At 71.4% G+C, this 24,217-nt stretch carries 23 protein-coding genes and 1 pseudogene; 18 read left to right on the top strand and 6 right to left on the bottom strand.

What is annotated here, in order from left to right; all coding sequences use genetic code 11:
• The first annotated feature begins 43 nt into the window (after positions 1 to 43).
• Both QF037_RS21550 and QF037_RS21545 read left to right on the top strand, forming a co-directional pair.
• On the top strand, positions 44 to 1,171 hold the full coding sequence (locus QF037_RS21550; protein WP_307027662.1) for an alpha/beta hydrolase: 1,128 nt from the start codon (positions 44 to 46) through the stop codon (positions 1,169 to 1,171).
• Positions 1,172 to 1,323: 152 nt separating this feature from the next.
• Entirely contained in the window at positions 1,324 to 2,685 is a 1,362-nt protein-coding gene (locus QF037_RS21545) for a hypothetical protein (protein WP_307027660.1), read from the top strand.
• Positions 2,686 to 2,759: 74 nt separating this feature from the next.
• Here the strand turns inward: QF037_RS21545 and QF037_RS21540 are convergent, their stop codons facing one another.
• Together QF037_RS21540 and QF037_RS21535 are read right to left on the bottom strand one after the other, a co-directional pair.
• On the bottom strand, positions 2,760 to 4,094 hold the full coding sequence (locus QF037_RS21540) for a PH domain-containing protein (protein ID WP_307027658.1): 1,335 nt from the start codon (positions 4,092 to 4,094) through the stop codon (positions 2,760 to 2,762).
• Positions 4,091 to 4,594, bottom strand: coding sequence for a PH domain-containing protein (locus tag QF037_RS21535; RefSeq protein WP_307027656.1), 504 nt, complete (start codon positions 4,592 to 4,594; stop codon positions 4,091 to 4,093). Before QF037_RS21535 ends, QF037_RS21540 begins: the two co-directional genes overlap by 4 nt.
• Before the next feature lie 31 nt (positions 4,595 to 4,625).
• Between QF037_RS21535 and QF037_RS21530 the strand changes: the two genes are divergently transcribed.
• On the top strand, positions 4,626 to 5,777 hold the full coding sequence (locus QF037_RS21530; RefSeq protein ID WP_307027654.1) for an NADH-quinone oxidoreductase subunit D: 1,152 nt from the start codon (positions 4,626 to 4,628) through the stop codon (positions 5,775 to 5,777).
• Here QF037_RS21530 and QF037_RS21525 read toward each other — a convergent pair.
• Positions 5,742 to 6,779 (bottom strand): SAM-dependent methyltransferase, encoded by a 1,038-nt coding sequence (locus tag QF037_RS21525; RefSeq protein WP_307027652.1) that lies wholly within the window; start codon positions 6,777 to 6,779, stop codon positions 5,742 to 5,744. The two genes, QF037_RS21530 and QF037_RS21525, sit on opposite strands and share 36 nt — an antisense overlap.
• 118 nt (positions 6,780 to 6,897) lie before the next feature.
• On the opposite strand from QF037_RS21525, the gene QF037_RS21520 reads away from it, so the two are divergent.
• The 3 genes from QF037_RS21520 to QF037_RS21510 all read left to right on the top strand — a co-directional run bounded on the left by QF037_RS21520 (position 6,898) and on the right by QF037_RS21510 (position 9,544).
• The gene (locus QF037_RS21520; protein WP_307027650.1) at positions 6,898 to 8,097 is read left to right on the top strand and encodes a sensor histidine kinase; all 1,200 of its coding nucleotides are present in this window, start codon (positions 6,898 to 6,900) and stop codon (positions 8,095 to 8,097) included.
• 92 nt (positions 8,098 to 8,189) lie between these two features.
• Positions 8,190 to 8,861 carry a response regulator transcription factor gene (locus QF037_RS21515; RefSeq protein WP_307027648.1) on the top strand — a complete coding sequence of 224 codons (672 nt, stop codon included), beginning with the start codon at positions 8,190 to 8,192 and terminating at the stop codon, positions 8,859 to 8,861.
• A 50-nt stretch (positions 8,862 to 8,911) separates the two neighbouring features.
• The gene (locus QF037_RS21510; protein WP_307027646.1) at positions 8,912 to 9,544 is read left to right on the top strand and encodes an AAA family ATPase; all 633 of its coding nucleotides are present in this window, start codon (positions 8,912 to 8,914) and stop codon (positions 9,542 to 9,544) included.
• 4 nt (positions 9,545 to 9,548) lie between these two features.
• Here QF037_RS21510 and QF037_RS21505 read toward each other — a convergent pair whose 3' ends face one another.
• Positions 9,549 to 10,652, bottom strand: coding sequence for a DUF5937 family protein (locus QF037_RS21505; protein ID WP_307027644.1), 1,104 nt, complete (start codon positions 10,650 to 10,652; stop codon positions 9,549 to 9,551).
• 155 nt (positions 10,653 to 10,807) lie between these two features.
• On the opposite strand from QF037_RS21505, the gene QF037_RS21500 reads away from it, so the two are divergent.
• Positions 10,808 to 11,023 (top strand): hypothetical protein, encoded by a 216-nt coding sequence (locus QF037_RS21500; RefSeq protein ID WP_307027642.1) that lies wholly within the window; start codon positions 10,808 to 10,810, stop codon positions 11,021 to 11,023.
• Here QF037_RS21500 and QF037_RS21495 read toward each other — a convergent pair.
• The gene (locus QF037_RS21495; RefSeq protein ID WP_307027640.1) at positions 11,013 to 12,179 is read right to left on the bottom strand and encodes a threonine aldolase family protein; all 1,167 of its coding nucleotides are present in this window, start codon (positions 12,177 to 12,179) and stop codon (positions 11,013 to 11,015) included. The genes QF037_RS21500 and QF037_RS21495 overlap by 11 nt on opposite strands.
• A gap of 172 nt (positions 12,180 to 12,351) precedes the next feature.
• Here QF037_RS21495 and QF037_RS21490 point away from each other — a divergent pair, with 172 nt between their 5' ends.
• The 10 genes and pseudogenes from QF037_RS21490 to QF037_RS21445 all read left to right on the top strand — a co-directional run bounded on the left by QF037_RS21490 (position 12,352) and on the right by QF037_RS21445 (position 20,505).
• Entirely contained in the window at positions 12,352 to 13,281 is a 930-nt protein-coding gene (locus tag QF037_RS21490) for a Rossmann-like and DUF2520 domain-containing protein (protein WP_307027639.1), read from the top strand.
• On the top strand, positions 13,278 to 14,279 hold the full coding sequence (gene panC / locus QF037_RS21485) for a pantoate--beta-alanine ligase (protein ID WP_307027637.1): 1,002 nt from the start codon (positions 13,278 to 13,280) through the stop codon (positions 14,277 to 14,279). Before QF037_RS21490 ends, panC begins: the two co-directional genes overlap by 4 nt.
• Positions 14,276 to 15,992, top strand: a pseudogene (locus QF037_RS21480) (L-aspartate oxidase). Before panC ends, QF037_RS21480 begins: the two are co-directional and overlap by 4 nt.
• Before the next feature lie 5 nt (positions 15,993 to 15,997).
• Positions 15,998 to 16,984 (top strand): carboxylating nicotinate-nucleotide diphosphorylase, encoded by a 987-nt coding sequence (nadC, locus tag QF037_RS21475; protein WP_307027635.1) that lies wholly within the window; start codon positions 15,998 to 16,000, stop codon positions 16,982 to 16,984.
• Between the two features lie 5 nt (positions 16,985 to 16,989).
• Entirely contained in the window at positions 16,990 to 17,787 is a 798-nt protein-coding gene (locus QF037_RS21470) for a type III pantothenate kinase (protein WP_046260399.1), read from the top strand.
• Positions 17,788 to 17,906: 119 nt separating this feature from the next.
• On the top strand, positions 17,907 to 18,551 hold the full coding sequence (locus QF037_RS21465) for a hypothetical protein (RefSeq protein WP_307037295.1): 645 nt from the start codon (positions 17,907 to 17,909) through the stop codon (positions 18,549 to 18,551).
• A 77-nt stretch (positions 18,552 to 18,628) separates the two neighbouring features.
• The gene (locus QF037_RS21460) at positions 18,629 to 18,808 is read left to right on the top strand and encodes a hypothetical protein (protein WP_307027633.1); all 180 of its coding nucleotides are present in this window, start codon (positions 18,629 to 18,631) and stop codon (positions 18,806 to 18,808) included.
• A 146-nt stretch (positions 18,809 to 18,954) separates the two neighbouring features.
• Positions 18,955 to 19,386, top strand: coding sequence for a BlaI/MecI/CopY family transcriptional regulator (locus tag QF037_RS21455; RefSeq protein WP_307027630.1), 432 nt, complete (start codon positions 18,955 to 18,957; stop codon positions 19,384 to 19,386).
• 9 nt (positions 19,387 to 19,395) lie between these two features.
• Complete coding sequence (locus QF037_RS21450; protein WP_307027628.1) at positions 19,396 to 19,944, top strand: amino-acid N-acetyltransferase; 549 nt, start codon at positions 19,396 to 19,398, stop codon at positions 19,942 to 19,944.
• A gap of 225 nt (positions 19,945 to 20,169) precedes the next feature.
• On the top strand, positions 20,170 to 20,505 hold the full coding sequence (locus QF037_RS21445) for a histone-like nucleoid-structuring protein Lsr2 (protein ID WP_266823828.1): 336 nt from the start codon (positions 20,170 to 20,172) through the stop codon (positions 20,503 to 20,505).
• Between the two features lie 9 nt (positions 20,506 to 20,514).
• Here QF037_RS21445 and QF037_RS21440 read toward each other — a convergent pair whose 3' ends face one another.
• Positions 20,515 to 21,240: an SCO3374 family protein gene (locus QF037_RS21440; RefSeq protein WP_307027625.1), complete on the bottom strand. Its 726-nt coding sequence runs from the start codon at positions 21,238 to 21,240 to the stop codon at positions 20,515 to 20,517.
• A 430-nt stretch (positions 21,241 to 21,670) separates the two neighbouring features.
• Between QF037_RS21440 and QF037_RS21435 the strand changes: the two genes are divergently transcribed.
• Positions 21,671 to 24,199 (top strand): ATP-dependent Clp protease ATP-binding subunit, encoded by a 2,529-nt coding sequence (locus QF037_RS21435; RefSeq protein WP_307027623.1) that lies wholly within the window; start codon positions 21,671 to 21,673, stop codon positions 24,197 to 24,199.
• Positions 24,200 to 24,217: the final 18 nt, after the last annotated feature.

Here is a 24,217-nt window from a genome sequence, read left to right as displayed (position 1 = left end):
GGGTACGCCGGCACGGGGAGAAAGCGCAGGCAGGAAACCAACCATGGGTCTCACGGGCAACAACGTGCTGGTGCTGGCGGTCGGGTCGGCGGTGCTGCTGTTCGTCGGCACGGTGTGGCTGTGGCCACGGCTGTCGCGGCGGAGCTGGCGGGCCGTCGGCGGGCGGGTGGGTCTGCTGCTCGCGACCCAGCTGGCGCTCTTCGCGGCGGTCGGGCTCGCCGCCAACCAGGCCTTCGGGTTCTACGCCAGCTGGGCCGACCTGTTCGGGCAGGAGGACGAGCAGGGGGTGGTCGTCGACCACACGCCGAACGGCGGCTCGGGGGGCCCGCTCCAGGTGACGGACATACGGCGGGTCAAGGAGACGGGCAGCGCGCGGCCGCAGAACGGCGGCCAGATCCAGAAGGTCGCCATTGTCGGCCGTACGACGCACATCGCCACGTCGGCTTTCGTCTATCTGCCGCCGGAGTACTTCCAGCCGCAGTACCGCGCGCGGACGTTTCCCGCCGCCGTGGTTCTCACCGGATATCCGGGCACCGCCCAGGCGCTGGTCGACAAACTCCACTATCCGAGCACGGCCTTGGACCTCGCCAAGGACGGCCGTATGCAGCCGATGATCCTGGTGATGATGCGGCCGACGGTTGCGCCGCCACGGGACACGGAGTGCGTCGACGTTCCGGACGGACCCCAGACGGAGTCGTTCTTCGCCAAGGACCTGCCCGACGCCGTTCTCGCGCATTACCGGGTGGGGAAGAAGCCGGGCAGCTGGGGCGTCATCGGCGACTCCACGGGCGGCTATTGCGCCCTGAAGCTCGCCATGCACCACCCCGAGGTGTACGCCGCGGGCGCGGGCCTCTCGCCGTACTACAACGCGCCGAGCGACCCCACCACCGGCGATCTCTTCCAGGGCGACAAAGGGCTGCGCGATCGCGCGAACCTGTTCTGGTACCTCAAGCACATGCCCGCGCCCGACACTTCACTGCTCGTCAGCAGCAGCAAGATCGGTGAGGCGAACTACAAGGACACTCTGAAGTTCATAGACCGCGTGAAGGCGACGAACCGGACGCGCGTCTCCTCGATCATCCTCGAAAGCGGCGGGCACAACTTCAACACCTGGCGGCGGGAGATTCCGCCGACGCTGCAGTGGATCAGCGGGCGGTTGAGCGACCGGTGACAAATGATCTTGCGGTGGGGTCGGCGGATCGTGTCCCTGTTGTCGAATTCGGTGGCGGGTCTGATTCCTGCTGTCGTGTGAAGGCTGCGGGATGGCTGTGTTTTTACGGGCCGGGGCACCACGATTCGCCTACGCGCGGTAAGTTTCTGGCCATGCCACGTGGACGTCACCGCCATTCCCCGCCCTTGCACAGGCTGCTTCCCCCGTCGGCGATCGCAGGCGTCTCCGTCGTCTGCGCCTTCGGCCCCTGGGCGTTCTCGCAGCCGGCCGTGCTGCGTGTCGTCGCCGCGGTCGCCGCGGCGACCGCGGTCGTCGGTGCGGCCGTCATGCGCCGCTGGGACACGCAGGCCGGCAAGCAGGTCGCCGACCTCATACGCGCGCGTGCGGGCGACGAGTGGCGCTTCGAGGAACGGGTCGCCGAACTGGAGACCGACCTCGAGGAGTCGCGCGAACTGCGCGGCAAGCTGGAGCAGCGGCTGCGGGCCAAGCGCACGGAACTGGCGGGCCTGCGCAACGAGCACGCGGCCCTGCTGCGCCGGTACGCCACGGCGGAGACCGAGCGGGCGAGCGCCCTGGAGGGCCGCCGGCTGCTCGAGATAGAGGCCACGGCACCGGTACCGGCGCGCGCGCTGCCGCCCGTGCCGGTCGCCGTCGAGGAGGCCGGCGCTGTGGCTGCCCCGGCCGAGGACGAAGCGGTGGAGACCGAGGACGGGGCCGTGGAGAGCGCCGAGGCCGCTGAGGGCGCCGAGGCCGTCGACGACGAGCCGGACGCGCCCGCGATCTTCTCGCCGGAGGGCTCCCAGCTGTTCCTGCGGGCGAAGGCGGCGCTGTCGCGGTTCGACGGCGGCGAGGGTGCCACCAAGGACGACGCTCCCGAGACCCCGGCCGAGGAGGGCTCGACGAAGGACGGCTCGGCCAAGGACGACGGCTCGGCCAAGGACGACGGCTCGGCCAAGGACGACGGTTCCCCCAAGGACGACGGTTCCCCGGACGGCGACGGCGGTCCGAAGGGCGACGGCCCCGCGAAGGACGTTCCGGCGCAGGCCGGTCCCGTCGCCGCACAGGTGGTCACCTCCGGTGACTCCGAAGCGGAGGCCGCGCAGGAGGACGAGGCGCAGGGGCAGCCCGCGGCGGTCGACGGGCATACGCGCGCGGCCGCCGTCACCACCACGCCGGCCAAGCCGGCCCAGCCCGCGCAGCAGCCCTCCGGGCACTTCGTCGCACCGACCGCGGTGGCCGTCGCGCCGGCTTCGCCCGCGCGGCGTGCCGCCGTCGAGGGCGGCTTCGACTTCTTCGGCATGCAGAAGGCGTCCGCCGAACTGGAGTCCGTGCAGAACGAGGACCTCGCCGACGTGGTCGGCCAGGAGGCGCTCGCTCTCCACAAGGCCGAGTCCGAGGCCGAGTTCAAGCCCGCGGACGAGGCGTCCCGGGGTATCGGCCAGGTCATCGACCTGACGGCGCACGACGAGACCGAGCAGATCGATGTGCAGGGACTGCGGAGCGCGGTTTCCTGAACGACGTGTCGACCAGAGCCGCGCGGACTCCCGAGGGGGCCGCGCGGCTCTCGTCGTTCTCCGTCGCGGTCCGGTCAGGCCATCCACCGGTCGGGCCGGGCGTCCCGCCGCCCCGTCCGTGACCTCTCCGCCTGCGCCCGCAGCAGCTCCGCGGCCTCCTCCACGTCCCGCAGACGCGCTGTGACGGTCTTGTTGGCCCCCGTGTCCACATGGACGGCGGCGAGCCGCCAGAGACGCTGCCAGGGCCCCTGGGTGAGCCGTACGCTCTGGACCTTCGCGTGCGGGACCAGGGCGAGGCTGCGGCGCAGCAGGCCTTGCCGGGACGCGAACACCGCGTCGGTGACGGCGAGTCCGTAGCCCCGCCACCACACCGGCACACAACGCCCGGCGCGCCGCGGGGGCCGGGACAGCGCGGACGCGGGCGGTACGACCACGCCGGGCAGCACGCGCGCGACGATCGCCTCGGCGACCTCGCGCGGGGCGACAGGCACCAGTACGGAGTTGGACGACCCGGCCACATCCAGCTCGACCCGCACCCAGCCGCGCCGCCGCCACAGCAGTGGCTCCACTATCCGTACGGTCTGCACGCGCCCCGGCGGCACCGTCTCGTGGGTGCGGTCCAGGAGCCCGTGGTCGATCCGCAGCCCGTCGGGCGACTCGCCCACGGTCCAGTCGTACTCGCCGACGAACCGCCCCACGCTGCTCGCGCCCGCCGCGCCGAGCAGCGGTACGCCGGTCGCGAGGACCGTCCACAGGCTGTGGGTGGCGAACCACAGCACGGGCGGTACGACGAGGGCGGCGGCCAGCGTGGCCCAGGTGGCGCCCGTCAGGACGAGGGCGATCGCGAGGTCGCGCGGGGGCGTGCGCAGCAGCTCGCGCGCCGGGGCCTCGCCGACTTCGTGCGCCGTCTCGGGTGCGAACCCGGCGGCGCGTGCCAGGAGTTCCGCGCGGAGCGCCCGCGCCTCGCGCTCTCCCAGGAAGGCCAGTTCGTCCTTCTTGTCGGTGCCTATGACGTCGAGTTTGAGTTTCGCGACGCCCGCCACGCGCGCGAGGAGCGGCTGGGTGACGTCGATCGCCTGGATGCGTTCCAACCGGATGTGCGCCGTGCGCCGGAACACCAGGCCGGTACGGATGCGCAGTTCGGCCTCGGTGACCGCGAAGTGCGTGTACCACCAGGTGAGGAAGCCGTAGAGGGCGGCGGCGGGGACGAAGAGGGCGAGGACGATCAGCAGGACCGTGGGCGTCAGCCGGGTCAGCTGGCGCTGTGTCTGGTCGGGGTCGTGCACCGCCCACCCGATGAGCACCGCGACGGGCGCCCACGCCCGTCTGAGGGGGGTCACGGGATGCAGCCGCCGCTCGGTCACGGGCGGCTTCTGCCGTACGGCGTCGTCGATGCCCGGCGTCGTCACAGGCCCGCCGATCGTGCCTGGCCGAGCTCGGTGAGCCGGTCGCGCAGCCGTTCCGCCTCGGCCGGCTCCAGGCCCGGGATGGTCGCGTCGGTCGCCGCGGCCGCCGTGTGCAGCTGCACGCTGGACAGCCCGAAGTGCCGCTCCACGGGCCCGGAGGTGACCTCGACCAGCTGCATCCGGCCGTACGGCACGACGGTCTCCTCGCGCCACAGCACACCCCGGCTGATCAGCAGGTCGTCGGCGCGCTCGGCATAGCGCCAGGAGGCCCAGTTGCGGCCCAGCATCACCCAGCCCCACGCCATGAGGGCGAGCGGCAGCAGCGCGAACGCGGCCCAGACCGGGCCCGCGAACAGGTTCAGCAGCACACCGACCGCCACGGCCAGCAGCCCCAGCCACACCACCAGCAACAGCCGTCGCATCCGCAGCAGCCCCGGAGGCAGGCCGATCCACACCGGCTCGCCCTCGGCCGTCCCCGCGCCCTGCCCGTTCCCGGTCTCCATGAGGTCAGCGTACGTAGGACAGACTGTGTCCATGACTCCCACGACGGAGACCACGGTCGGTATCGGCGGCGCCGCGGAGAGCACCGACATGGTGCTCAACATCGGGCCCCAGCACCCGTCGACGCACGGTGTGCTGCGCCTCAGGCTCGTCCTGGACGGCGAGCGGATCCAGCACGCCGAGCCGGTGATCGGCTATATGCACCGGGGCGCGGAGAAACTCTTCGAGGCGCGCGACTACCGCCAGATCATCATGCTCGCCAACCGCCACGACTGGCTGTCGGCGTTCTCCAACGAGCTGGGCGTGGTCCTCGCCGTGGAGCGCATGCTGGGCATGGAGGTCCCTCCGCGCGCGGTGTGGACGCGCACCTTGCTCGCGGAGCTCAACCGGGTGCTCAACCACCTGATGTTCCTGGGCTCCTACCCGCTGGAACTCGGCGGCATCACGCCGGTCTTCTACGCGTTCCGGGAGCGCGAGGTGCTCCAGAACGTCATGGAGGAGGTCTCCGGCGGACGCATGCACTACATGTTCAACCGCGTCGGCGGCCTCAAGGAGGACCTGCCGGCCGGGTGGGCCACGCGCGCGCGGGGCGCCGTCGCCTCTGTGCGCTCGCGGATGGACGTGTACGACGACCTGGTGCTCGGCAACGAGATCTTCCGGGGGCGCACGCGGGGCGTGGGCGTGCTCACGCCGGAGGCCGTGCACGCGTACGGCGTGAGCGGGCCGATCGCGCGCGCCTGCGGGGTCGACTTCGATCTGCGCCGGGACGAGCCGTACCTCGCGTACGAGGAGCTCAAGGACACCCTGAGGGTGGTGACCCGCGAGGAGGGCGACTGCCTGGCCCGCTTCGAGGTCCTCCTGGAGCAGACCCACAACGCCCTCGACCTCGCCGACGCCTGCCTCGACCGCCTGGCCGGGCTCGCGCCCGGCCCGATCAACCAGCGGCTCCCCAAGGTCCTGAAGGCGCCCGAGGGCCACACGTACGCCTGGACCGAGAACCCGCTCGGCATCAACGGCTACTACCTCGTCAGCAAGGGCGAGAAGACCCCGTACCGGCTCAAGCTCCGCTCGGCCTCGTACAACAACATCCAGGCCCTCGTGGAGCTGCTCCCGGGCACGTTGGTCGCGGACATGGTCGCGATCCTCGGGTCACTGTTCTTCGTGGTCGGGGACATCGACAAGTAGCGCCTCGAGCGGTGTGCCCGGGGCGTCCGGGACCGCGACCGGCTGGAGCAGCCAGCCGAAGTCGCCGAGGCCGCCGGGGGCGGTGAGTTCGGCGGCCTCGCCGGCGCTCGCGAGGGCGCGTACGTAGGCCGCGGGCTGTGTGGAGGCCAGTGCGAGCGGGGGGCGTGCGCCTGCGATCCCCAAGGCGCGCAGTGCGGCGCGTTGTGTCAGTACGCGGCCCCCGGGCAGCGCGCACGCGTCCAGCGCGACATGCGCCGTGATGTCGCACGATCCGTCCGGTACGGGCGCCGTCTCGCGCCCCGCGCGGAAACCGGTGAGCGTCCCGAAGAGAGGGCGCGCGCCGACCGCGTGCGCGTAGTCGACCGCGACCGCGAGCCCCCGCTCGACCGTCGCGACCGCGGCGGCCCACGCCTCGTCCCGGGGCAGCCCCACCTCCGCCCGCAGCCCCTCCTCAGCCGGCAGCGGCCACCACCGCGCCAGCCACCGCGCCTCTGCGCCGGAGAACGGATCCCCGAGCCGCTCGGTCCCGTCGGGCCGTACGAGCACCCGTCGGGCCACGCCCGCGGAGTCCGTCTCGGCGATCTCCACGGGCACGTTGTCCAGCCACTCGTTGGCGAACAGCAGCCCGGTGATCCCGCGCGGGGGCTCGGTCAGCCACTCGATCCGGTGGTCGAGGCCGGGCGGGCGGTCGGCGCGTTCGACGGCGTACGCACGCGTGCGGGTGGCCAGGTCGGCGGGCAGCGCGGCGAGCACCCCGGTGACCAGCTCGCCGCGGCCGGCGGCCATGTCGACGAAGTCGAGCGCCGCGGGCCGGCCCAGGGCCTCGTCGACCCGGCCCAGCAGTCGCGCCACGGCCTCGGCGAACAACGGCGACGCGTGCACCGACGTACGGAAGTGACCGGCCGGCCCCTCGGGCCGGTGATAGAAGCCCCCGGGTCCGTACAGGGCGGTCTCCGCGGCCGCCCGCCAGCCACGCCATTCACCCGCCGTGTCGTCCGTCACGCCGCCAGATTAGGCGTGCAGGGGAACGGGGCCTCCACCTTGGGGAGTACGCGGGCCGGGCATGGATCGGTCCTCCGGTTGACCCCTGCACGCTTCACGCTTCCCTACGCTGGGTTACGTGCAGCGCCTCTATGACTTCCTCCGCAGAAACCCGACAGGGGTCGACACCTTCTGGGCCGTCTTCCTGTTCGGGATCTCGCTGCTGAGCGGGACCGCCAGTTCGGCGGAGCGGGGCACCGACTCACCGGCGCTGATCGTTCCGATCACGTTCCTGCTGTGTGCGGTGATCGCGCTGCGCCGGCTCATGCCGGAGAAGATGCTGGTGCTGTCGGTCGGCATCGGTGTGACGCAGCTGCTGCTGAACGTCCAGACGATGGCCGCCGACTTCGCGATGCTGGTGATCGTCTACACGGTGGCCGCGACGGGCTCCCGATGGGCCTCCCGGCTCGCACTGGCCGTGGGGCTGTGTGCGGCGCCGATGGCGCAGACGCGCTGGGCGCTGGACGGGACCGCGCTGGGCAACGCGGCGAAGGCGATCTTCCTGACGGTGCCGTTCGCCCTCGCCTGGGTGCTCGGCGACTCGATCCGCACCCGGCGGGCCTACTTCGCGCAGCTCGAGGAGCGCGCGAGCCGGCTCGAGAAGGAGCGCGAGGCACAGGCGAAGGTCGCGGTGGCCGCCGAACGCGCCCGGATCGCGCGCGAGCTCCACGACGTGGTCGCGCACAACGTCTCGGTGATGGTGGTGCAGGCCGACGGCGCCGCCTATGTCCTCGACGCCGCGCCCGACCAGGCGAAGAAGGCCCTGGAGACGATCTCCTCCACCGGCCGCCAGGCGCTGGCCGAGATGCGCCGCCTGCTGGGCGTGCTGCGCACCGGTGAGCACCAGGAGGTCGGCGAGTACGTCCCCCAGCCCGACGTCGAGCAGATCGACGACCTCGTCGAACAGTGCCGCACCTCCGGTCTGCCGGTCGACTTCAAGGTGGAGGGCACACCACGCCCGCTGCCGAGCGGCGTCGAGCTCACGGCGTACCGCATCGTGCAGGAGGCGCTCACCAACACCCGCAAGCACGGCGGGCCGAACGCGGGCGCCAGCGTGCGCCTGGTGTACTTCGACGACGGGCTCGGCCTGCTCGTCGAGGACGACGGCAAGGGCGCCCCGCACGAGCTGTACGAAGAGGGCGGCCCCGACGGACAGGGCCACGGCCTGATCGGCATGCGCGAGCGGGTCGGGATGGTCGGCGGCACTCTGGACGCGGGGCCCCGTCCCGGCGGAGGGTTCCGTATCAGTGCGCTGCTCCCGCTCAAACCGGCGCATTGACGCCGACGCACGCCCTGTGTTGACACCTGTAACAACCCCGCCACCGCAATCAGCAGAGCCACAAGAACCTGAAAGAGACGGAAGAGGACCCGATGACGATCCGCGTGATGCTCGTCGACGACCAGGTGCTGCTGCGCACCGGGTTCCGGATGGTGCTCGCCGCCCAGCCGGACATGGAGGTCGTCGCCGAGGCGGGCGACGGCGTCGAGGCCCTCGAGGTGCTGCGCGCGACCACCGTCGACGTGGTCCTGATGGACGTCCGGATGCCGAAGCTCGACGGCGTGGAGACCACCCGCCGCATCTGCCAGGACGACAACCCGCCGAAGGTGCTGATCCTGACCACCTTCGACCTCGACGAGTACGCCTTCTCCGGACTGAAGGCGGGGGCGTCCGGCTTCATGCTCAAGGACGTGCCGCCCGGCGAACTCCTCACCGCCATCCGCTCGGTGCACAGCGGCGACGCGGTGGTGGCCCCCTCGACCACGCGCCGCCTCCTGGACCGGTTCGCGCCGATGCTGCCGAGCACCGGCAAGGAGCCCAAGCACAAGGAGCTGGAGCGGCTCACCGACCGCGAGCGCGAGGTCATGATGCTGGTCGCCCAGGGCCTGTCCAACGGCGAGATCGCGGCCCGGCTCGTCCTGTCCGAGGCGACGGTGAAGACCCACGTGGGCCGCATCCTCACCAAGGTCGGCCTCCGGGACCGGGTGCAGGTGGTGGTCCTGGCCTACGAGACGGGGATGGTGCGGGCCGGCGGGCACGGTTGAGGCGGCGCGAACGTGACTCGCGCGTAACCGGTGCCCACTAGGGTCTGCGCATGCTCCTCTGGATCAACGGACCCTTCGGGGGCGGGAAGACACAGACGGCGTACGAGATCCAGCGGCGGCTGCCCGGCAGCGTCGTCTGCGATCCCGAGCACGCCGGCTTCGGTCTGCGCCGCATGCTGCCACCCGAACTGCGCGGGAACTTCCAGGACTTGAAGGCCTGGCGGCAGGGCGTTGTCGAGGTGCTCGACCTCGCCCTCACCAAGCACGACGGTGTGGTGATCGCCCCCATGACGGTCACGGACTCCGGCTACTTCGCGCAGACCGTGGGTCGGCTGGGCGAACTCGGCCACGACGTACGCCACTTCACCCTCCTCGCTCAGCGTGAGACCGTCATGAAGCGGCTGCGCGAGCGCGGTTTCGGGCACCTCCTTCAGTACGTCGGCGGGAAGAACGCCGGCCTGGGACGCGAGACCTGGGCCGTGCAGCAGCTCGACCACTGTCTCGAGCGGCTGCGGGAGCCCGAGTTCGCCGAGCACCTGTGGACGGACGAATCGACCGTGCCGAAGACGGCCGACCGCATCGCCGTCCTGGCCGGGCTGACGCTGCGGCCGAACAACGAGGGCGCGCTGCGGACGAGGCTGAGGCAGGTACGGGTCGGGGTGAAGCACATCCGGTTCGACTGACCGGCTACCTGAGGATCCCCTCCAGGAAGTCGCTGCCCAGCCGGGCCACTACCGCGATGTCCAGCTGGTGCTGGACGTACCGGCCGCGACGGCGCGTGGTGATCAGACCCGCCTTCTTCAGGACGCCCAGGTGCCGGGATATCTCGGGGGCCGTCATCCCGTGCGCCTGCGCCAGCTCGCTCGTGGTCCAGGCGCTGCGGGCCAGGTGGCGGCAGATCCGCATCCGGACGGGATGGGACAGGGCCGTCATGCGCAGGGCGAGCTGCTCGACGGAGGGCGGCGCCGCGAGTTCGGGGGAGCCGACCGGATAGTGCACCACGGGCTGCCAGCCGGGCCGGTACAGAACGGCCAGGTGGGGCCAGCCGAGACTGGTCGGCACGAGGATGAGGGGGCCGTCCCCCGTGGTCGTACGGCCCACGCTCAGCTTGTCGACCGTGATCTCGGCGGCGTCCTCGTCGAGGGTGATCGCCGGGGACGCGGCGACCAGCGCCTCGGCGAGACCCTTGCGGCGCACGAGGTCGGTCTTGTGGCGGGCGTCCGCCGCGAGCTGGTGGCGCAGCCGGGACCAGGTCTCCGCGAAGAACGCCTCGTCGCAGTCCTGGAGGAACTGGCGCAGCCAGGCCCGGATCTTCGGCGGGTCGGTCAGCAGCAGCTCGGTGAACCGCTCCTGCCGCGGCCCCCGCGCGGCGGCCAGCTCCAGCGCGCGCCTGCCCTGCTCGGCGTCGACGAGCCAGCCGCTCCCGACGTCGTAACAGGTCGCACAGCTGAACTCCAGCGCCGCGTTGACGAACTGCTCGTCCGTGAGCTTGTCCAGCAGGTCCAGCTCCTCGGCGAGCGTGGCCCCGGGGAGGGCGGCGCCGTCCGGGATGCCCGCGTACGGCAGGAACAGGTCCGCGAACGTCGTCGTCCACAGGAAGTCCGCGTCGCACATCCGGTCGGCCAGATGCGGGTCGAGGCGGGCCAGCACGCCCGTCACCCAGCCCTGCAGCCCCGGATGGTGGCCCGGCTCGGACAGCGCGTGCAGCGCCATGCCGAGCTCGGCCAGGGGCGAGGGGACGACGGCGACCCTCTCCGGCCGCAGCCCCGCGATGTCGATGCGCACGCTCATGACCTCATGGTGCACCCCGCCACTGACAGCGCCGTCCCCGATTGACGGCCGCCGTCAATCGGCGCGACATCGCCGCGGTACCGGCGCAACCTGGGATCACGGGGCAGCCGCGGAGCCCGACCCATCGCAAGAGCGTCCCGAGAAGGCGATACGCCATGAGCCTCACCCAGCAGTACCTCCTCGACACCTACCGCGCCCAGCGCCTCGGACAGCCCGCCCCGCCCGCGCCCGGTACGCACGACTGGCAGGTCGTACGCGAACTGCGCGACCACCGGCGGTTCCGGGCGGTGCTCGCCGAGCGGCCGGCCCACGGGCGGATACGGCAGGCGCTGGGCCGGTGGCTGCACCGGCAGCCGAGGCCTAGCCGCTGAGCCGGGCCACGAAGTCCGCCACCGCCGCCTTCACGTCGTCGGCCGTCCACTCCAGGCCGGCGGCGCCGACGGTGACCTCGGCGAAGGCCAGACCCGGCCCGCCGCGGTCCCAGTAGCCGGCGAACAGATACGTCCCCGTCTCCTCCGCCTGCCGCACCGCCGCCTCCAGCAGCACGTCGGCGTCGTACGGCAGCCAGACCTGGAACTGGTGGGTGTGCGGCTCCTCGGGGTGCACGCGCGCCCACGCCACCCCCGCCTCGGCGAACCCCTCCCGCAGCGCTGCCGCCACCACGCGCGCGTGGCGGACGTACTCCGGCAGCCTGGGCAGCTCCTGTTCCAGGCCGACGAGCGCCGACAGCGCGGTGGGGAACTGCTGGAAGGCCATCCCGCCGTACCGGTGGCGCCAGGTCTTCGCCTCCTCCACCAGCGTCTTCGGACCGGCGAGCGCCGCGCCGGCGAAACCGTCGAGGGACTTGTAGAACGACACGTAGACGCTGTCCGCCAGGCCCGCGATCTCGTCCAGGGGGCGGCCGAAGTGGACGGTGGTCTCCCACAGGCGCGCGCCGTCGAAGTGCACCACCGCGTCCCGCTCGCGCGCCGCCTCCACGACCTCGGTGAGCTCCTCCCAGGTCGGCAGGACGAATCCGGCGTCCCTGAGGGGCAACTCGAGCATCAGCGCGCCATAAGGCTCCTCGAAATCGCGCACCTCGTCCGCGGTGGGCAGCCGGGGCTCGCCGGTCAGGCGCACCGGGCGCAACCCGCTGACCTGGGCGAGGGCATGCCGTTCGTGGACCTCGGGGTGGGCCAGGGCGTGCAGGCCGACCATCGGGTTGCCGGTGCGGCCCGCCCAGCAGCGCAGGGCGACCTGCTGGGCCATCGTGCCCGTGGGGAAGAACGCGGCGGCCTCCTTGCCCAGCAGGGTCGCGACACGCTCCTCCAGGGCCGCCACGACCCCGTTGCCGTAGATGTCCGCGGACTCGTCCACGTCGTACACCTCGGGCGCGGCCTCCGCGAGCGACGCGAGCCGCTGCCGGATCGTGCCGCTGAGTCCCCCGCGCCACAGGACACGCCGCGCCCCTCGCAGGGCCTCCCGGCGCCGCTCCCGCAACCGCTCCTCCGCCGACCGCTCTTCAACCTGCTCCGCAGCATCGCTCATGCCCCGGATCATGTCGCGCACCCCTTGCCGCGGGCACACCCTTTTCGTGGGGGCACGGCCCGCGGCAACCCACAGCCTGTGGACAACCGAACGCCCCTCGAACCAATCGCGTTAACATGACGAGAAATCGTCCGGTACCCGGAGCGGACTGGAACGGGAAGGCCTCCGTCGCGTGAGTACAAGCCAACTGCCAGATCCCAAGGACCGCCCCGCGCGGCTCACCGTCGGTGTCGTCGGCGCCGGGCGGGTGGGACCCGCGCTGGCCGCTTCCCTCCAGCTCGCCGGGCACCGTCCGGTGGCCGTCTCCGGGGTCTCCGACGCCTCCCGCAGGCGGGCCGCGCAGCTGCTCCCGGACGTGCCGCTCGTGCCGCCCGCCGAAGTCCTGCAGCGCGCCGACCTGGTCCTGCTGACGGTCCCCGACGACACCCTGCCCGGCCTCGTGGAGGGCCTCGTCGAGACCGGGTCCGTACGGCCGGGACAGCTGCTGGTGCACACCTCCGGGCGGTACGGCACGAAGGTCCTCGACCCCGCCCTGCGCGCGGGCGCGCTGCCACTGGCACTGCACCCCGCGATGACCTTCACCGGCACCCCGGTCGACGTCCAGCGCCTCGCCGGCTGCTCCTTCGGGGTCACCGCGCCCGAGCAGCTGCGACTGGCCGCCGAGGCCCTCGTCATCGAGATGGGCGGCGAGCCCGAGTGGATCGCCGAGGAGATGCGCCCGCTCTACCACGCGGCCCTCGCGCTCGGCGCCAACCACCTCGTCACGCTGGTGGCCCAGTCCATGGAGCTGCTGCGCGAGGCGGGCGTCGAGGCCCCGGACCGGATGCTCGGCCCGCTCCTCGGCGCCGCCCTCGACAACGCCCTGCGCTCCGGCGACGCGGCCCTGACCGGCCCCGTCGCGCGCGGGGACGCCGGCACGGTCGCGGCGCACGTCGCCGAGCTGCGCAAGCACGCCCCGCAGACCGTCGCCGGCTATCTGGCGATGGCCCGCGCGACCGCCGACCGGGCGCTCGCCCACGGGCTGCTGAAGCCCGAGCTCGCCGAGGACCTTCTCGGGGTACTGGCCAACGGGACCGACGGCACCAAGGGAGATGCCGGATGACCACCACCCTGCTGCGCACCGCCGACGAGCTCCACGCGCGCGTACGCCACGGCCGCCGTGCCGTCGTGATGACCATGGGCGCCCTGCACGAGGGCCACGCGACCCTGATCCGCACCGCGCGCGAGATCGCCGGTCCCGAGGGCGAGGTGGTCGTCACCGTCTTCGTGAACCCCTTGCAGTTCGGCGAGGGCGAGGACCTCGACCGCTATCCGCGCACCCTCGACGCCGACATCAAGATCGCCGAACAGGCGGGCGCGGACGCCGTGTTCGCCCCCTCCGCCGATGAGGTCTACCCCGGCGGCGAGCCCCAGGTCCGCATCAGCGCGGGCCCCATGGGAGAGCGCCTGGAGGGCTCCTCGCGCCCGGGGCACTTCGACGGCATGCTCACCGTCGTCGCCAAGCTGCTGCATCTCACCCGGCCCGACGTCGCCCTGTACGGCCAGAAGGACGCCCAGCAGCTCGCCCTGATCCGGCGCATGGTGCGGGACCTGAACTTCGGCGTGGAGATCGTCGGCGTACCGACCGTCCGCGAGGACGACGGCCTGGCCCTGTCCAGCCGCAACCGCTACCTCTCCGCCAAGGAGCGGCGCACCGCGCTCGCGCTGTCCCAGGCGCTGTTCGCGGGCCGCGACCGGCACGCGGCCCAGGAGGCGCTGCGCGCGCGGGCACGCGAAGTGCCCGCCACCCACGCGCGTGCCGAGGCGCTCAGCGCCATAGGGGAGTCCCGCGCGGCCGCCGACGCGCACGCCGTCGCGAAGGCGCTTCCGGGTTCCCCCTCCGCCGTCCGCGCGGCCGCGCGGCTGGTCCTGGACGAGGCCGCCCGCCTCGACCCGCCGATCGCCCTGGACTACCTCGCGCTCGTCGACCCCTCCGACTTCTCGGAGGTCGACGACGACTTCGCCGGCGAGGCCGTCCTCGCCGTCGCCGCCCGGGTCGGGACCACCCGGCTGATCGACAACCTCCCCCTCACCTTCGGAACCCTCGGAGCCGCCTCGTGACCAGCACAGGCATACGACTGCACGCGCCCGCGCCCGGATGGTCGATCGACGCGGACGTCGTGGTCGTGGGCTCCGGCGTGGCGCGGCCTCACCGCGGCCCTGCGCTGCGAGGCCGCCGGCCTGCGGACGGTCGTCGTCACCAAGGCCCGCCTCGACGACGGCTCCACCCGCTGGGCGCAGGGCGGCATCGCCGCGGCGCTCGGCGAGGGCGACACCCCCGAACAGCATCTCGACGACACCCTGGTCGCGGGTGCGGGCCTGTGCGACGAGGAGGCGGTACGGATCCTCGTCACCGAGGGCCCGGACGCCGTGCACCGACTCATCGAGACCGGCGCGCACTTCGACGAGTCCGAGGAAGGCGGCCTGGAACTCACCCGCGAGGGCGGCCACCACCGCCGCCGCATCGCGCACGCCGGCGGCGACGCGACCGGCGCGGAGATCTCCCGGGCGCTTGTCGAGGCGGTACGCGCGCGGGGACTGCGCACGATCGAGAACGCGCTCGTCCTGGACCTCCTGACGGACGCCGACGGCCGTACGGCGGGTGTCTCGCTGCACGTCATGGGCGAGGGCCAGCACGACGGAGTGGGCGCCGTGCACGCCCCCGCGGTCGTCCTCGCGACCGGCGGCATGGGCCAGGTCTTCTCCGCGACCACCAACCCGTCCGTGTCCACGGGCGACGGTGTGGCGCTCGCCCTGCGCGCGGGCGCGGAAGTGAGCGACCTGGAGTTCGTCCAGTTCCACCCCACCGTGCTCTTCCTCGGCCCGGACGCCGAGGGCCAGCAGCCCCTCGTCTCCGAGGCGGTACGCGGCGAGGGCGCCCACCTGGTCGACGCCGGCGGCGTGCGCTTCATGGTCGGGCAGCACGAGCTGGCCGAGCTCGCGCCCCGGGACATCGTCGCCAAGGGCATCATGCGCCGCATGCGGGAACAGGACGTCGAGCACATGTTCCTCGACGCCCGGCACTTCGGCGCCGCCATGTGGGAACACCGCTTCCCGACGATCCTCGCCGCCTGCCGCGCCCACGGCATCGACCCGGTCACCGAGCCCATCCCGATAGCCCCGGCCGCCCACTACGCCTCCGGCGGCGTGCGCACCGACGCCCAGGGCCGTACGACCGTCCCGGGCCTGTACGCGTGCGGAGAGGTCGCCTGCACCGGCGTGCACGGCGCGAACCGCCTCGCCTCCAACTCCCTCCTGGAGGGCCTCGTCTACGCCGAGCGCATCGTGGAGGACATCGCCGCCGTCCACGCGGCGAACGGCCTCCACGCGCGCGTGCCCGCACCGGTCGAGCGCCCCGAGACCCCCGCGCACCCCCTGCAGTCGCCCGAGGCCAGGTTCGCGATCCAGCGGGCCATGACCAACGGCGCCGGCGTCCTGCGCTCGGCGGACTCCCTGGAGAAGGCCGCCGAACAGCTTCAGCGACTGCACACCGACGCCCGCGAAGCCCTCACCGAGAACGGCAAGACGGCCGAGCCCGGCGTCGACACCTGGGAGGCCACCAACCTCCTGTGCGTGGCCCGTGTCCTGGTCGCCGCCGCACGCGTGCGTGAAGAGACGCGCGGCTGCCACTGGCGCGAGGACCGGCCCGACCGCGACGACACCGCATGGCGTCGCCACATCGTCGTACGGCTGAATCCGGACCGCACCCTCGCCGTACACACCACCGATACCGCAGACTTCCCCCCGACCCGGCAGCCCCTTCAGGAGCAGTGACAGACGTGAGCACCCCCGACCTTCCCCTCGCTGAGACCGGCGGCTGCGGCGACGGCTGTGCCTGTGGCGCAGACGGCGGCGAGGAGGCCGCAGAATACGCAGTGTGCGGGCTCGACCCCGCGCTCGCCCAGCTCCTGGCCGACGCGGGGCTCGACCCCGTGGAGGTCGAGGACATCGCCAACGTGGCCATCCAGGAGGACCTTGACCACGGCGTGGACGTGACGACGATCGCGACCATCCCCGAGGACGCCGTCGCCACGGCCGACTTCGTGGCGCGCGAGGCGGGCGTCGTGGCCGGCCTGCGGGTCGCCGAGGCGGTCGTCTCGGTGGTCTGCGAGGACGAGTTCGAGGTCGAGCGGCACGTCGAGGACGGCGACCGGGTGGAGGCCGGGCAGAAGCTCCTGTCGGTCACCACGCGCACGCGTGACCTGCTCACCGCCGAGCGCAGCGCGCTGAACCTGCTGTGCCGGTTGTCCGGCATCGCGACCGCCACGCGTGCGTGGGCGGACGCGCTGGAGGGCACCAAGGCACGCGTGCGTGACACGCGGAAGACGACGCCCGGTCTCAGGTCGCTGGAGAAGTTCGCGGTGCGGTGCGGCGGCGGGGTCAACCACCGCATGTCGCTCTCCGACGCGGCGCTCGTCAAGGACAACCACGTGGTGGCCGCCGGCGGCGTCGCGCAGGCCTTCAAGGCCGTCCGCGAGACCTTCCCGGACGTGCCGATCGAGGTCGAGGTCGACACCCTGGACCAGCTGCGCGAGGTCGTGGGCGCGGGCGCGGACCTGATCCTGCTGGACAACTTCACGCCGGAGGAGTGCGTGGAGGCGGTGGCGCTGGTGCACGGCCGGGCGGCACTGGAGGCGTCGGGCCGACTGACGCTGGACAACGCGCGCGTGTACGCCGACACCGGCGTCGACTACCTGGCGGTGGGCGCGCTCACGCACTCCTCGCCGATCCTGGACATCGGCCTCGACCTGCGTGAGGCGGAGTAGTCGCGATGCTGCTCACGATCGACGTAGGAAACACGCACACCGTCCTCGGCCTGTTCGACGGCGAGGAGATCGTCGAGCACTGGCGCATCTCCACGGACGCGCGCCGCACGGCCGACGAGCTGGCCGTCCTGCTGCAGGGCCTCATGGGCATGCACCCGCTGCTCGGCGAGGAACTGGGCGACGGCATCGACGGCATCGCGATCTGCGCGACGGTGCCCTCGGTGCTGCACGAACTGCGCGAGGTGACGCGGCGGTACTACGGCGACGTGCCCGCGGTGCTGGTGGAGCCGGGCGTCAAGACGGGCGTGCCGATCCTCACCGACAACCCCAAGGAGGTCGGCGCGGACCGCATCATCAACGCGGTCGCGGCGGTCGAGCTGTACGGCGGCCCGGCGATCGTCGTCGACTTCGGTACGGCGACGACGTTCGACGCGGTGTCCGCGCGCGGGGAGTACGTCGGCGGCGTCATCGCGCCCGGTATCGAGATCTCCGTGGAGGCGCTCGGGGTGCGGGGCGCGCAGCTGCGGAAGATCGAGGTGGCCCGGCCGCGGAGCGTGATCGGCAAGAACACCGTCGAGGCGATGCAGTCCGGGATCATCTACGGGTTCGCCGGGCAGGTCGACGGGGTCGTCGAACGCATGGCCCGCGAACTCGCGGAGAACCCGGACGACGTGACGGTCATCGCCACGGGCGGCCTGGCCCCGATGGTGCTGGGCGAGTCCTCGGTGATCGACGAGCACGAGCCGTGGCTGACACTGGTGGGGCTGCGGCTGGTGTACGAGCGGAACGTGTCGCGCATGTGAGGCGGGACGCGCGTCCGGCCGGGTGGCTCCGCGCGCCACACCCGCCCGCCCTATGTCGAATTTGTCTGATTAGCGCGTACTGTCGCCGCATGCCCACGCCATACGGATCCCGCGGCGGCATGGCGTTCGGTGTGGAGGAGCTGCGTGTGCTCCGCCGCGCTCTCGCTCTTGCCCTTCACCCCCGAACCGCCTCGGCCGAGGACGTTCAGGACTGTCTCCGCCTAGCCGACTCCCTCGACGAGGCGATGCGTGAGGGCGCCCGGCTGCGTGCCTTCCTGGTGGCCGACCTCGCCCGGTACCGCGCCGCCCTGCCCGGCACCGCCGCCGGCTACCTCGCCCTCCTGGAGGAGGCGCTGAGCGCCGGGTACCGCCCGGAGGTCGACGACCTCGCCTCCTTGCGAGCCCTGCGCGGCAACCCCGTCGCGGCGGCCCTGCTCGATCGCTGTCTGGTCCTCGCCGAGCAGGGCGTACGCGCCCGTCTCGCACGTGGGGCGGCCCAGCGGACCACCCCGGCCGTCCCGGCCTCCCGTACCCGCCTCCTGGCCCTTCCCGGGGGTCTTTCGGACCGCTCCCCGGGCGCCGACGAGGACCTTGCCGCGGAGTCCGCCGAGAAGCCCGAGCAGCCGGAGAAGAAGCCCATGGACAAACCGGCCACCCCCAAGCCGGCCCCCGAGCGCCCCATCCCCACCCCCGGCGAGGTCTTCCCCCGCCGCAAGCCGGCCCCGCCGCCCTCGAACCCGCCAAAGCAACTCGCCGCGGGCTGAGCCGCGTGCGGGCCGTCCCCCGGGCCCGCACGCACCCCCGGCACCGCCCGCGTCCGGCCCGTGGCTACCCTGGACGCATGGACTACGTCTCCGCGCTCGTGCCCCCGGTCGTCATGGCCGTGTTCTTCATCGGCGTGATCAGGGTGATCGTGAAGACCCAGGGCGGGGCCAACAAGGCCAAGGAGGACGCGGCCGTCGACGCCGCCCTCGCGCGCGTGGAGGGCACCCGGCAGGCCTCCGCGCGCGGCGACGTCTGAGCCTCCCGGCCGGCGCGCCCTCACCGGCGTACGACTCTCTATTTTCTGAGTCGTACGCCCTTTTTGTTCCTGTTTGCCGGTCAACCGCACGTCCGGCACGCCAATGACGGTTTCTCCCACTATTGTGCTGAGCTGTGCCTCGCCCATTGGGAGAACTCGAAGACGCGGTCATGACGCGGGTGTGGAAGTGGAACCGCCCGGTGACCGTTCGGGAAGTCCTGGAAGACCTTCAGCAGGAACGGTCCATCGCCTACACCACGGTGATGACCGTTTTGGACAATCTCCATCAGAAGGGCTGGGTGCGACGGGAGGCCGAAGGGCGTGCCTATCGATATGAAGCCGTCTCCACCCGGGCCGCCTACGCCGCGGCGCTGATGAACGACGCCTGGTCGCAGAGTGACAACCCCGCCGCCGCTCTCGTCGCGTTCTTCGGCATGATGAGCGAGGAACAGCGGCTGTCGCTGCGGGACGCCGTACACATCGTCCAAGGACCGGAAACCGTCGAAGCCCCACGGGATACCGCTGCCGAAACCGGCGGCGAGAACCCCGGCTCGGCACCGGAGGGCGACGGGCGATAGCGTCCGCACATGTCAGCAGAGAGCTCGTCCGCCCGGAGTACCGAAGTCAGCGCAAAAGCCATCACGGTCCGGCGGGCCCGCACCAGCGATGTCCCGGCCGTACGCAGTCTCCTCGACGAGTACGTCCGCGCCCGCATCCTGCTCGACAAAGCCACCGTGACGCTTTACGAGGACATCCAGGAGTTCTGGGTCGCCGAACGCGATGACAACGGCGAGGTGGTCGGCTGCGGCGCACTGCACGTCATGTGGGAAGACCTCGCTGAAGTGCGCACTCTCGCCGTGAAGCTCGGACTGAAGGGCGCCGGCGTCGGTCATCAGTTGCTGGAGAAGTTGCTGCACACCGCGCGCTGGCTCGGTGTTCGCCGGGTTTTCTGTCTGACCTTCGAAGTGGACTTCTTCGGCAAGCACGGCTTCGTCGAGATCGGCGAGACTCCGGTCGACACCGATGTCTACGCGGAGCTGCTGCGTTCCTATGACGAGGGTGTCGCGGAGTTCCTCGGTCTCGAACGAGTGAAACCGAACACCTTGGGCAACAGTCGGATGCTTCTGCATCTGTGATCGTCTTGCCCTATTCCATGGGACGGCCCTGCCCAGGTTCCCTATGTCCGAAACGCGCATGTTTCCGGACCGGAGGTGGCCAGTCCGTCTCTCCCAGGGGTTTGTGTTTTCCCAGCAAAAGCGGTTTGCTTTCCGACGTACTGCAGTACTGCATATAACAGGGGGCGGCGAAACGGCGGACGCCGCAGACCCCAGTCCCTCAAGTTATCGATGAAAGGAAATCCGGTGGCACAGAAGGTTCAGGTCCTTCTTGTCGACGACCTCGACGGCGGCGAGGCGGACGAGACCGTGACGTTCGCGTTGGACGGCAAGACGTACGAGATCGATCTCACGACTGCCAATGCGGACAAGCTCCGTGGCCTTCTCGAGGCTTACGTGAAGGGCGGTCGTCGTACCGGAGGCCGCGCCGCGGGAGGCCGCGGAAAGGCGCGCGCCACTTCCGGCGGCAGCCAGGACACCGCGCAGATCCGCGCGTGGGCGAAGGAGAACGGTCTCGAGGTCAATGACCGCGGCCGTGTTCCCGCGTCCATCCGTGAGGCCTACGAGAAGGCCAACGCCTGAGCGCGACGCCTATGAACGGGCGGGTGGCTGAGCACACGCGCGCAGCCGCAGACGGTGGCAGCACGTCGCCACCGTGGCCAGCAGCCTTACGAGATCGGGGGCGCCCCCACCGCCCCCCAAGGCCGACAGCGTCGGCAGCGAGGTCTCGGCCTCGCACCCCGGCACGGGGGGCCGCAGCCACACGGCGGCCCCCTGCAAGGCACCGGAGGGACCGGCCGGAAGCGGTAGCGGTCCGGTAGGGCCCGGCTCGGGAAGACACCGCGCGGCACCCGGCCCGGGCGCGAGAGGACGTCGTACGACGTCGCCGGATCCCTGCCCGGGAAGCAGCCGTACGACGTCGGCGGGCGCCCCCGGCCCGGGAGGCGGCGGTGCGTCCATCACCCCGCCCTCGCCGATGGCCGCCAGATCGAGCGGCAGCCCGCCCCACTCCAGCCAGTCCAGCACCCCGGGCACCTCGTCCGCGCTGCCCGCGGCCAGCAGCAGCCGCATCCGGTCGCCCTGCACGGCCACCGGGGAGCCCGGTGCCAGATGGCGCAGACCGGCCCGGCCCGCCTCGAACGGCACGTCCAGGACGTCGAAGCGCGGGCCCACGGAAAGTCGCAGCGCAGATCCGGGCGGCCCGGGCACCGTCGGCCACCCCAGTTCGTTCTCGTACCACCGGCGGACCTGATCGCTCGACTCGAGCGGCCGCCGGGGGAAGGGGACCGTGGTGACCGGGGGAACTGTGCCAACCATGCCAAGTGAAACCTCCGGAAGGACGCCCGAGTTACGCTGGGTATCCCCGCAGTAGCGCAGAGTTCCGAAAGAAGGGGCGTTCGGAGGTGTGGCGCGGCGCAAGGTTGTTCGCCCATAGCGGAGGGAACCGGTGCCATCGGCATGGAGTGTCAGTCCCAGCGGGTAAGACATCCCTAGTGGGAGGGGGCGACACGCAGGACAGGACGTCTCACGTTCGCCATCGGCGTACTGGAGGTAGGGGTAACTGTCTGGCCTGCGGGAACATCGTCTCGCACCATCGGGTTGGAGCAGATGTCGGCGTTCGGGGTCAGGAGGCCAAGGACGGTGTCGGCAGTTGGAATGAGCGGTCCCCGCTTGCGGGACTAAGCTGCGGAAGGACAGGGAGGGGAAGTTCCCCCCACTGCCTGACCGCTCTGAGGAGCGATTAACGATGTTCGAGAGGTTCACCGACCGCGCGCGGCGGGTTGTCGTCCTGGCTCAGGAAGAAGCCCGGATGCTCAACCACAACTACATCGGCACCGAGCACATCCTCCTGGGCCTGATCCACGAGGGTGAGGGTGTCGCCGCCAAGGCCCTTGAGAGCCTCGGGATTTCGCTCGAGGCGGTCCGCCAGCAGGTGGAGGAGATCATCGGGCAGGGTCAGCAGGCCCCGTCCGGGCACATCCCCTTCACCCCCCGTGCCAAGAAGGTCCTGGAGCTGTCGCTCCGCGAGGCCCTTCAGCTGGGTCACAACTACATCGGCACGGAGCACATCCTGCTCGGCCTGATCCGTGAGGGCGAGGGCGTCGCCGCCCAGGTCCTGGTCAAGCTGGGCGCAGATCTCAACCGGGTGCGGCAGCAGGTCATCCAGCTGCTCTCCGGTTACCAGGGCAAGGAGACCGCCGGCGCCAGTGGCGGTCCTGCCGAGGGCACCCCCTCGACGTCCCTGGTCCTCGACCAGTTCGGCCGGAACCTCACCCAGGCCGCTCGTGAGTCCAAGCTCGACCCGGTCATCGGGCGCGAGAAGGAGATCGAGCGGGTCATGCAGGTGCTGTCCCGCCGTACCAAGAACAACCCGGTCCTGATCGGTGAGCCCGGCGTCGGCAAGACCGCCGTCGTCGAGGGCCTCGCCCAGGCCATCGTCAAGGGCGAGGTGCCCGAGACCCTCAAGGACAAGCACCTCTACACCCTCGACCTCGGCGCGCTGGTCGCCGGCTCCCGCTACCGCGGTGACTTCGAGGAGCGCCTGAAGAAGGTGCTCAAGGAGATCCGCACCCGCGGCGACATCATCCTGTTCATCGACGAGCTGCACACGCTCGTCGGTGCGGGTGCCGCCGAGGGCGCCATCGACGCGGCTTCGATCCTGAAGCCGATGCTGGCCCGCGGCGAGCTGCAGACCATCGGTGCCACCACGCTGGACGAGTACCGCAAGCACCTGGAGAAGGACGCGGCCCTCGAGCGCCGCTTCCAGCCCATCCAGGTCGCCGAGCCCTCGCTCCCGCACACGATCGAGATCCTCAAGGGTCTGCGCGACCGGTACGAGGCCCACCACCGCGTCTCCATCACGGACGAGGCGCTGGTCCAGGCCGCGACGCTGGCCGACCGCTACATCTCGGACCGCTTCCTTCCCGACAAGGCGATCGACCTGATCGACGAGGCGGGCTCCCGGATGCGCATCCGCCGGATGACGGCCCCGCCGGACCTCCGCGAGTTCGACGAGAAGATCGCCGGTGTCCGCCGGGACAAGGAGTCCGCGATCGACTCGCAGGACTTCGAGAAGGCCGCGTCCCTGCGCGACAAGGAGAAGCAGCTCCTCGCCGCGAAGGCCAAGCGCGAGAAGGAGTGGAAGGCCGGCGACATGGACGTCGTCGCCGAGGTCGACGGCGAGCTGATCGCCGAGGTCCTCGCGACCGCCACCGGCATCCCGGTCTTCAAGCTGACCGAGGAGGAGTCCTCGCGTCTGCTGCGCATGGAGGACGAGCTCCACAAGCGGGTCATCGGCCAGGTCGACGCCGTCAAGGCGCTGTCGAAGGCGATCCGTCGTACGCGTGCGGGCCTCAAGGACCCGAAGCGTCCCGGTGGTTCGTTCATCTTCGCCGGCCCGTCCGGTGTCGGTAAGACCGAGCTGTCCAAGGCGCTCGCCGAGTTCCTCTTCGGTGACGAGGACGCGCTGATCTCCCTCGACATGTCGGAGTTCAGCGAGAAGCACACGGTCTCGCGTCTCTTCGGTTCGCCCCCCGGCTACGTGGGCTACGAAGAGGGCGGCCAGCTGACGGAGAAGGTGCGGCGCAAGCCGTTCTCGGTGGTCCTCTTCGACGAGGTCGAGAAGGCCCACCCGGACATCTTCAACTCGCTGCTCCAGATCCTGGAGGACGGTCGTCTGACCGACTCCCAGGGCCGGGTCGTGGACTTCAAGAACACGGTCATCATCATGACGACCAACCTCGGCACCCGGGACATCTCCAAGGGCTTCAACCTGGGCTTCGCGGCCTCGGGCGACAAGAAGTCCAACTACGAGCGCATGAAGAACAAGGTCTCGGACGAGCTCAAGCAGCACTTCCGGCCCGAGTTCCTCAACCGCGTCGACGACGTGGTCGTCTTCCCGCAGCTGACGCAGGAGGACATCCTGCGGATCGTCGACCTGATGATCGGCAAGGTCGACGAGCGCCTCAAGGACCGGGACATGGGCATCGAGCTCTCCCAGTCCGCCAAGGAGCTGCTGTCCAAGAAGGGTTACGACCCCGTCCTGGGCGCGCGGCCGCTGCGTCGCACGATCCAGCGCGAGGTCGAGGACACGCTCTCGGAGAAGATCCTCTTCGGCGAGCTGCGCCCCGGTCACATCGTCGTCGTGGACACGGAGGGCGAGGGCGAGACCCAGACCTTCACCTTCCGCGGCGAGGAGAAGTCGGCGCTGCCGGACGTTCCGCCTATTGAGCAGGCGGCCGGCGGGGCTGGGCCGAATCTGAGCAAGGACGCGTAAGCCTTAGTGCGATGCGTG

Origin of the sequence: Streptomyces canus (assembly GCF_030815415.1) — a bacterium.
GTDB classification, from domain to species: domain Bacteria; phylum Actinomycetota; class Actinomycetes; order Streptomycetales; family Streptomycetaceae; genus Streptomyces; species Streptomyces canus_F.
The sequence above is the reverse complement of the archived record's forward strand: the minus strand, read 5'-3'. Positions and strand labels throughout refer to the sequence as shown.

Coding starts and splice junctions, on each gene's coding strand:
- QF037_RS21550 (WP_307027662.1), top strand. CDS start 44: ATGGGTCTCACGGGCAACAACGTGCTGGTGCTGGCGGTCGGGTCGGCG.
- QF037_RS21545 (WP_307027660.1), top strand. CDS start 1,324: ATGCCACGTGGACGTCACCGCCATTCCCCGCCCTTGCACAGGCTGCTT.
- QF037_RS21535 (WP_307027656.1), bottom strand. CDS start 4,594: ATGGAGACCGGGAACGGGCAGGGCGCGGGGACGGCCGAGGGCGAGCCG.
- QF037_RS21530 (WP_307027654.1), top strand. CDS start 4,626: ATGACTCCCACGACGGAGACCACGGTCGGTATCGGCGGCGCCGCGGAG.
- QF037_RS21515 (WP_307027648.1), top strand. CDS start 8,190: ATGACGATCCGCGTGATGCTCGTCGACGACCAGGTGCTGCTGCGCACC.
- QF037_RS21510 (WP_307027646.1), top strand. CDS start 8,912: ATGCTCCTCTGGATCAACGGACCCTTCGGGGGCGGGAAGACACAGACG.
- QF037_RS21505 (WP_307027644.1), bottom strand. CDS start 10,652: ATGAGCGTGCGCATCGACATCGCGGGGCTGCGGCCGGAGAGGGTCGCC.
- QF037_RS21500 (WP_307027642.1), top strand. CDS start 10,808: ATGAGCCTCACCCAGCAGTACCTCCTCGACACCTACCGCGCCCAGCGC.
- QF037_RS21495 (WP_307027640.1), bottom strand. CDS start 12,179: ATGAGCGATGCTGCGGAGCAGGTTGAAGAGCGGTCGGCGGAGGAGCGG.
- panC (WP_307027637.1), top strand. CDS start 13,278: ATGACCACCACCCTGCTGCGCACCGCCGACGAGCTCCACGCGCGCGTA.
- QF037_RS21470 (WP_046260399.1), top strand. CDS start 16,990: ATGCTGCTCACGATCGACGTAGGAAACACGCACACCGTCCTCGGCCTG.
- QF037_RS21465 (WP_307037295.1), top strand. CDS start 17,907: ATGGCGTTCGGTGTGGAGGAGCTGCGTGTGCTCCGCCGCGCTCTCGCT.
- QF037_RS21460 (WP_307027633.1), top strand. CDS start 18,629: ATGGACTACGTCTCCGCGCTCGTGCCCCCGGTCGTCATGGCCGTGTTC.
- QF037_RS21450 (WP_307027628.1), top strand. CDS start 19,396: ATGTCAGCAGAGAGCTCGTCCGCCCGGAGTACCGAAGTCAGCGCAAAA.
- QF037_RS21440 (WP_307027625.1), bottom strand. CDS start 21,240: ATGGTTGGCACAGTTCCCCCGGTCACCACGGTCCCCTTCCCCCGGCGG.
- QF037_RS21435 (WP_307027623.1), top strand. CDS start 21,671: ATGTTCGAGAGGTTCACCGACCGCGCGCGGCGGGTTGTCGTCCTGGCT.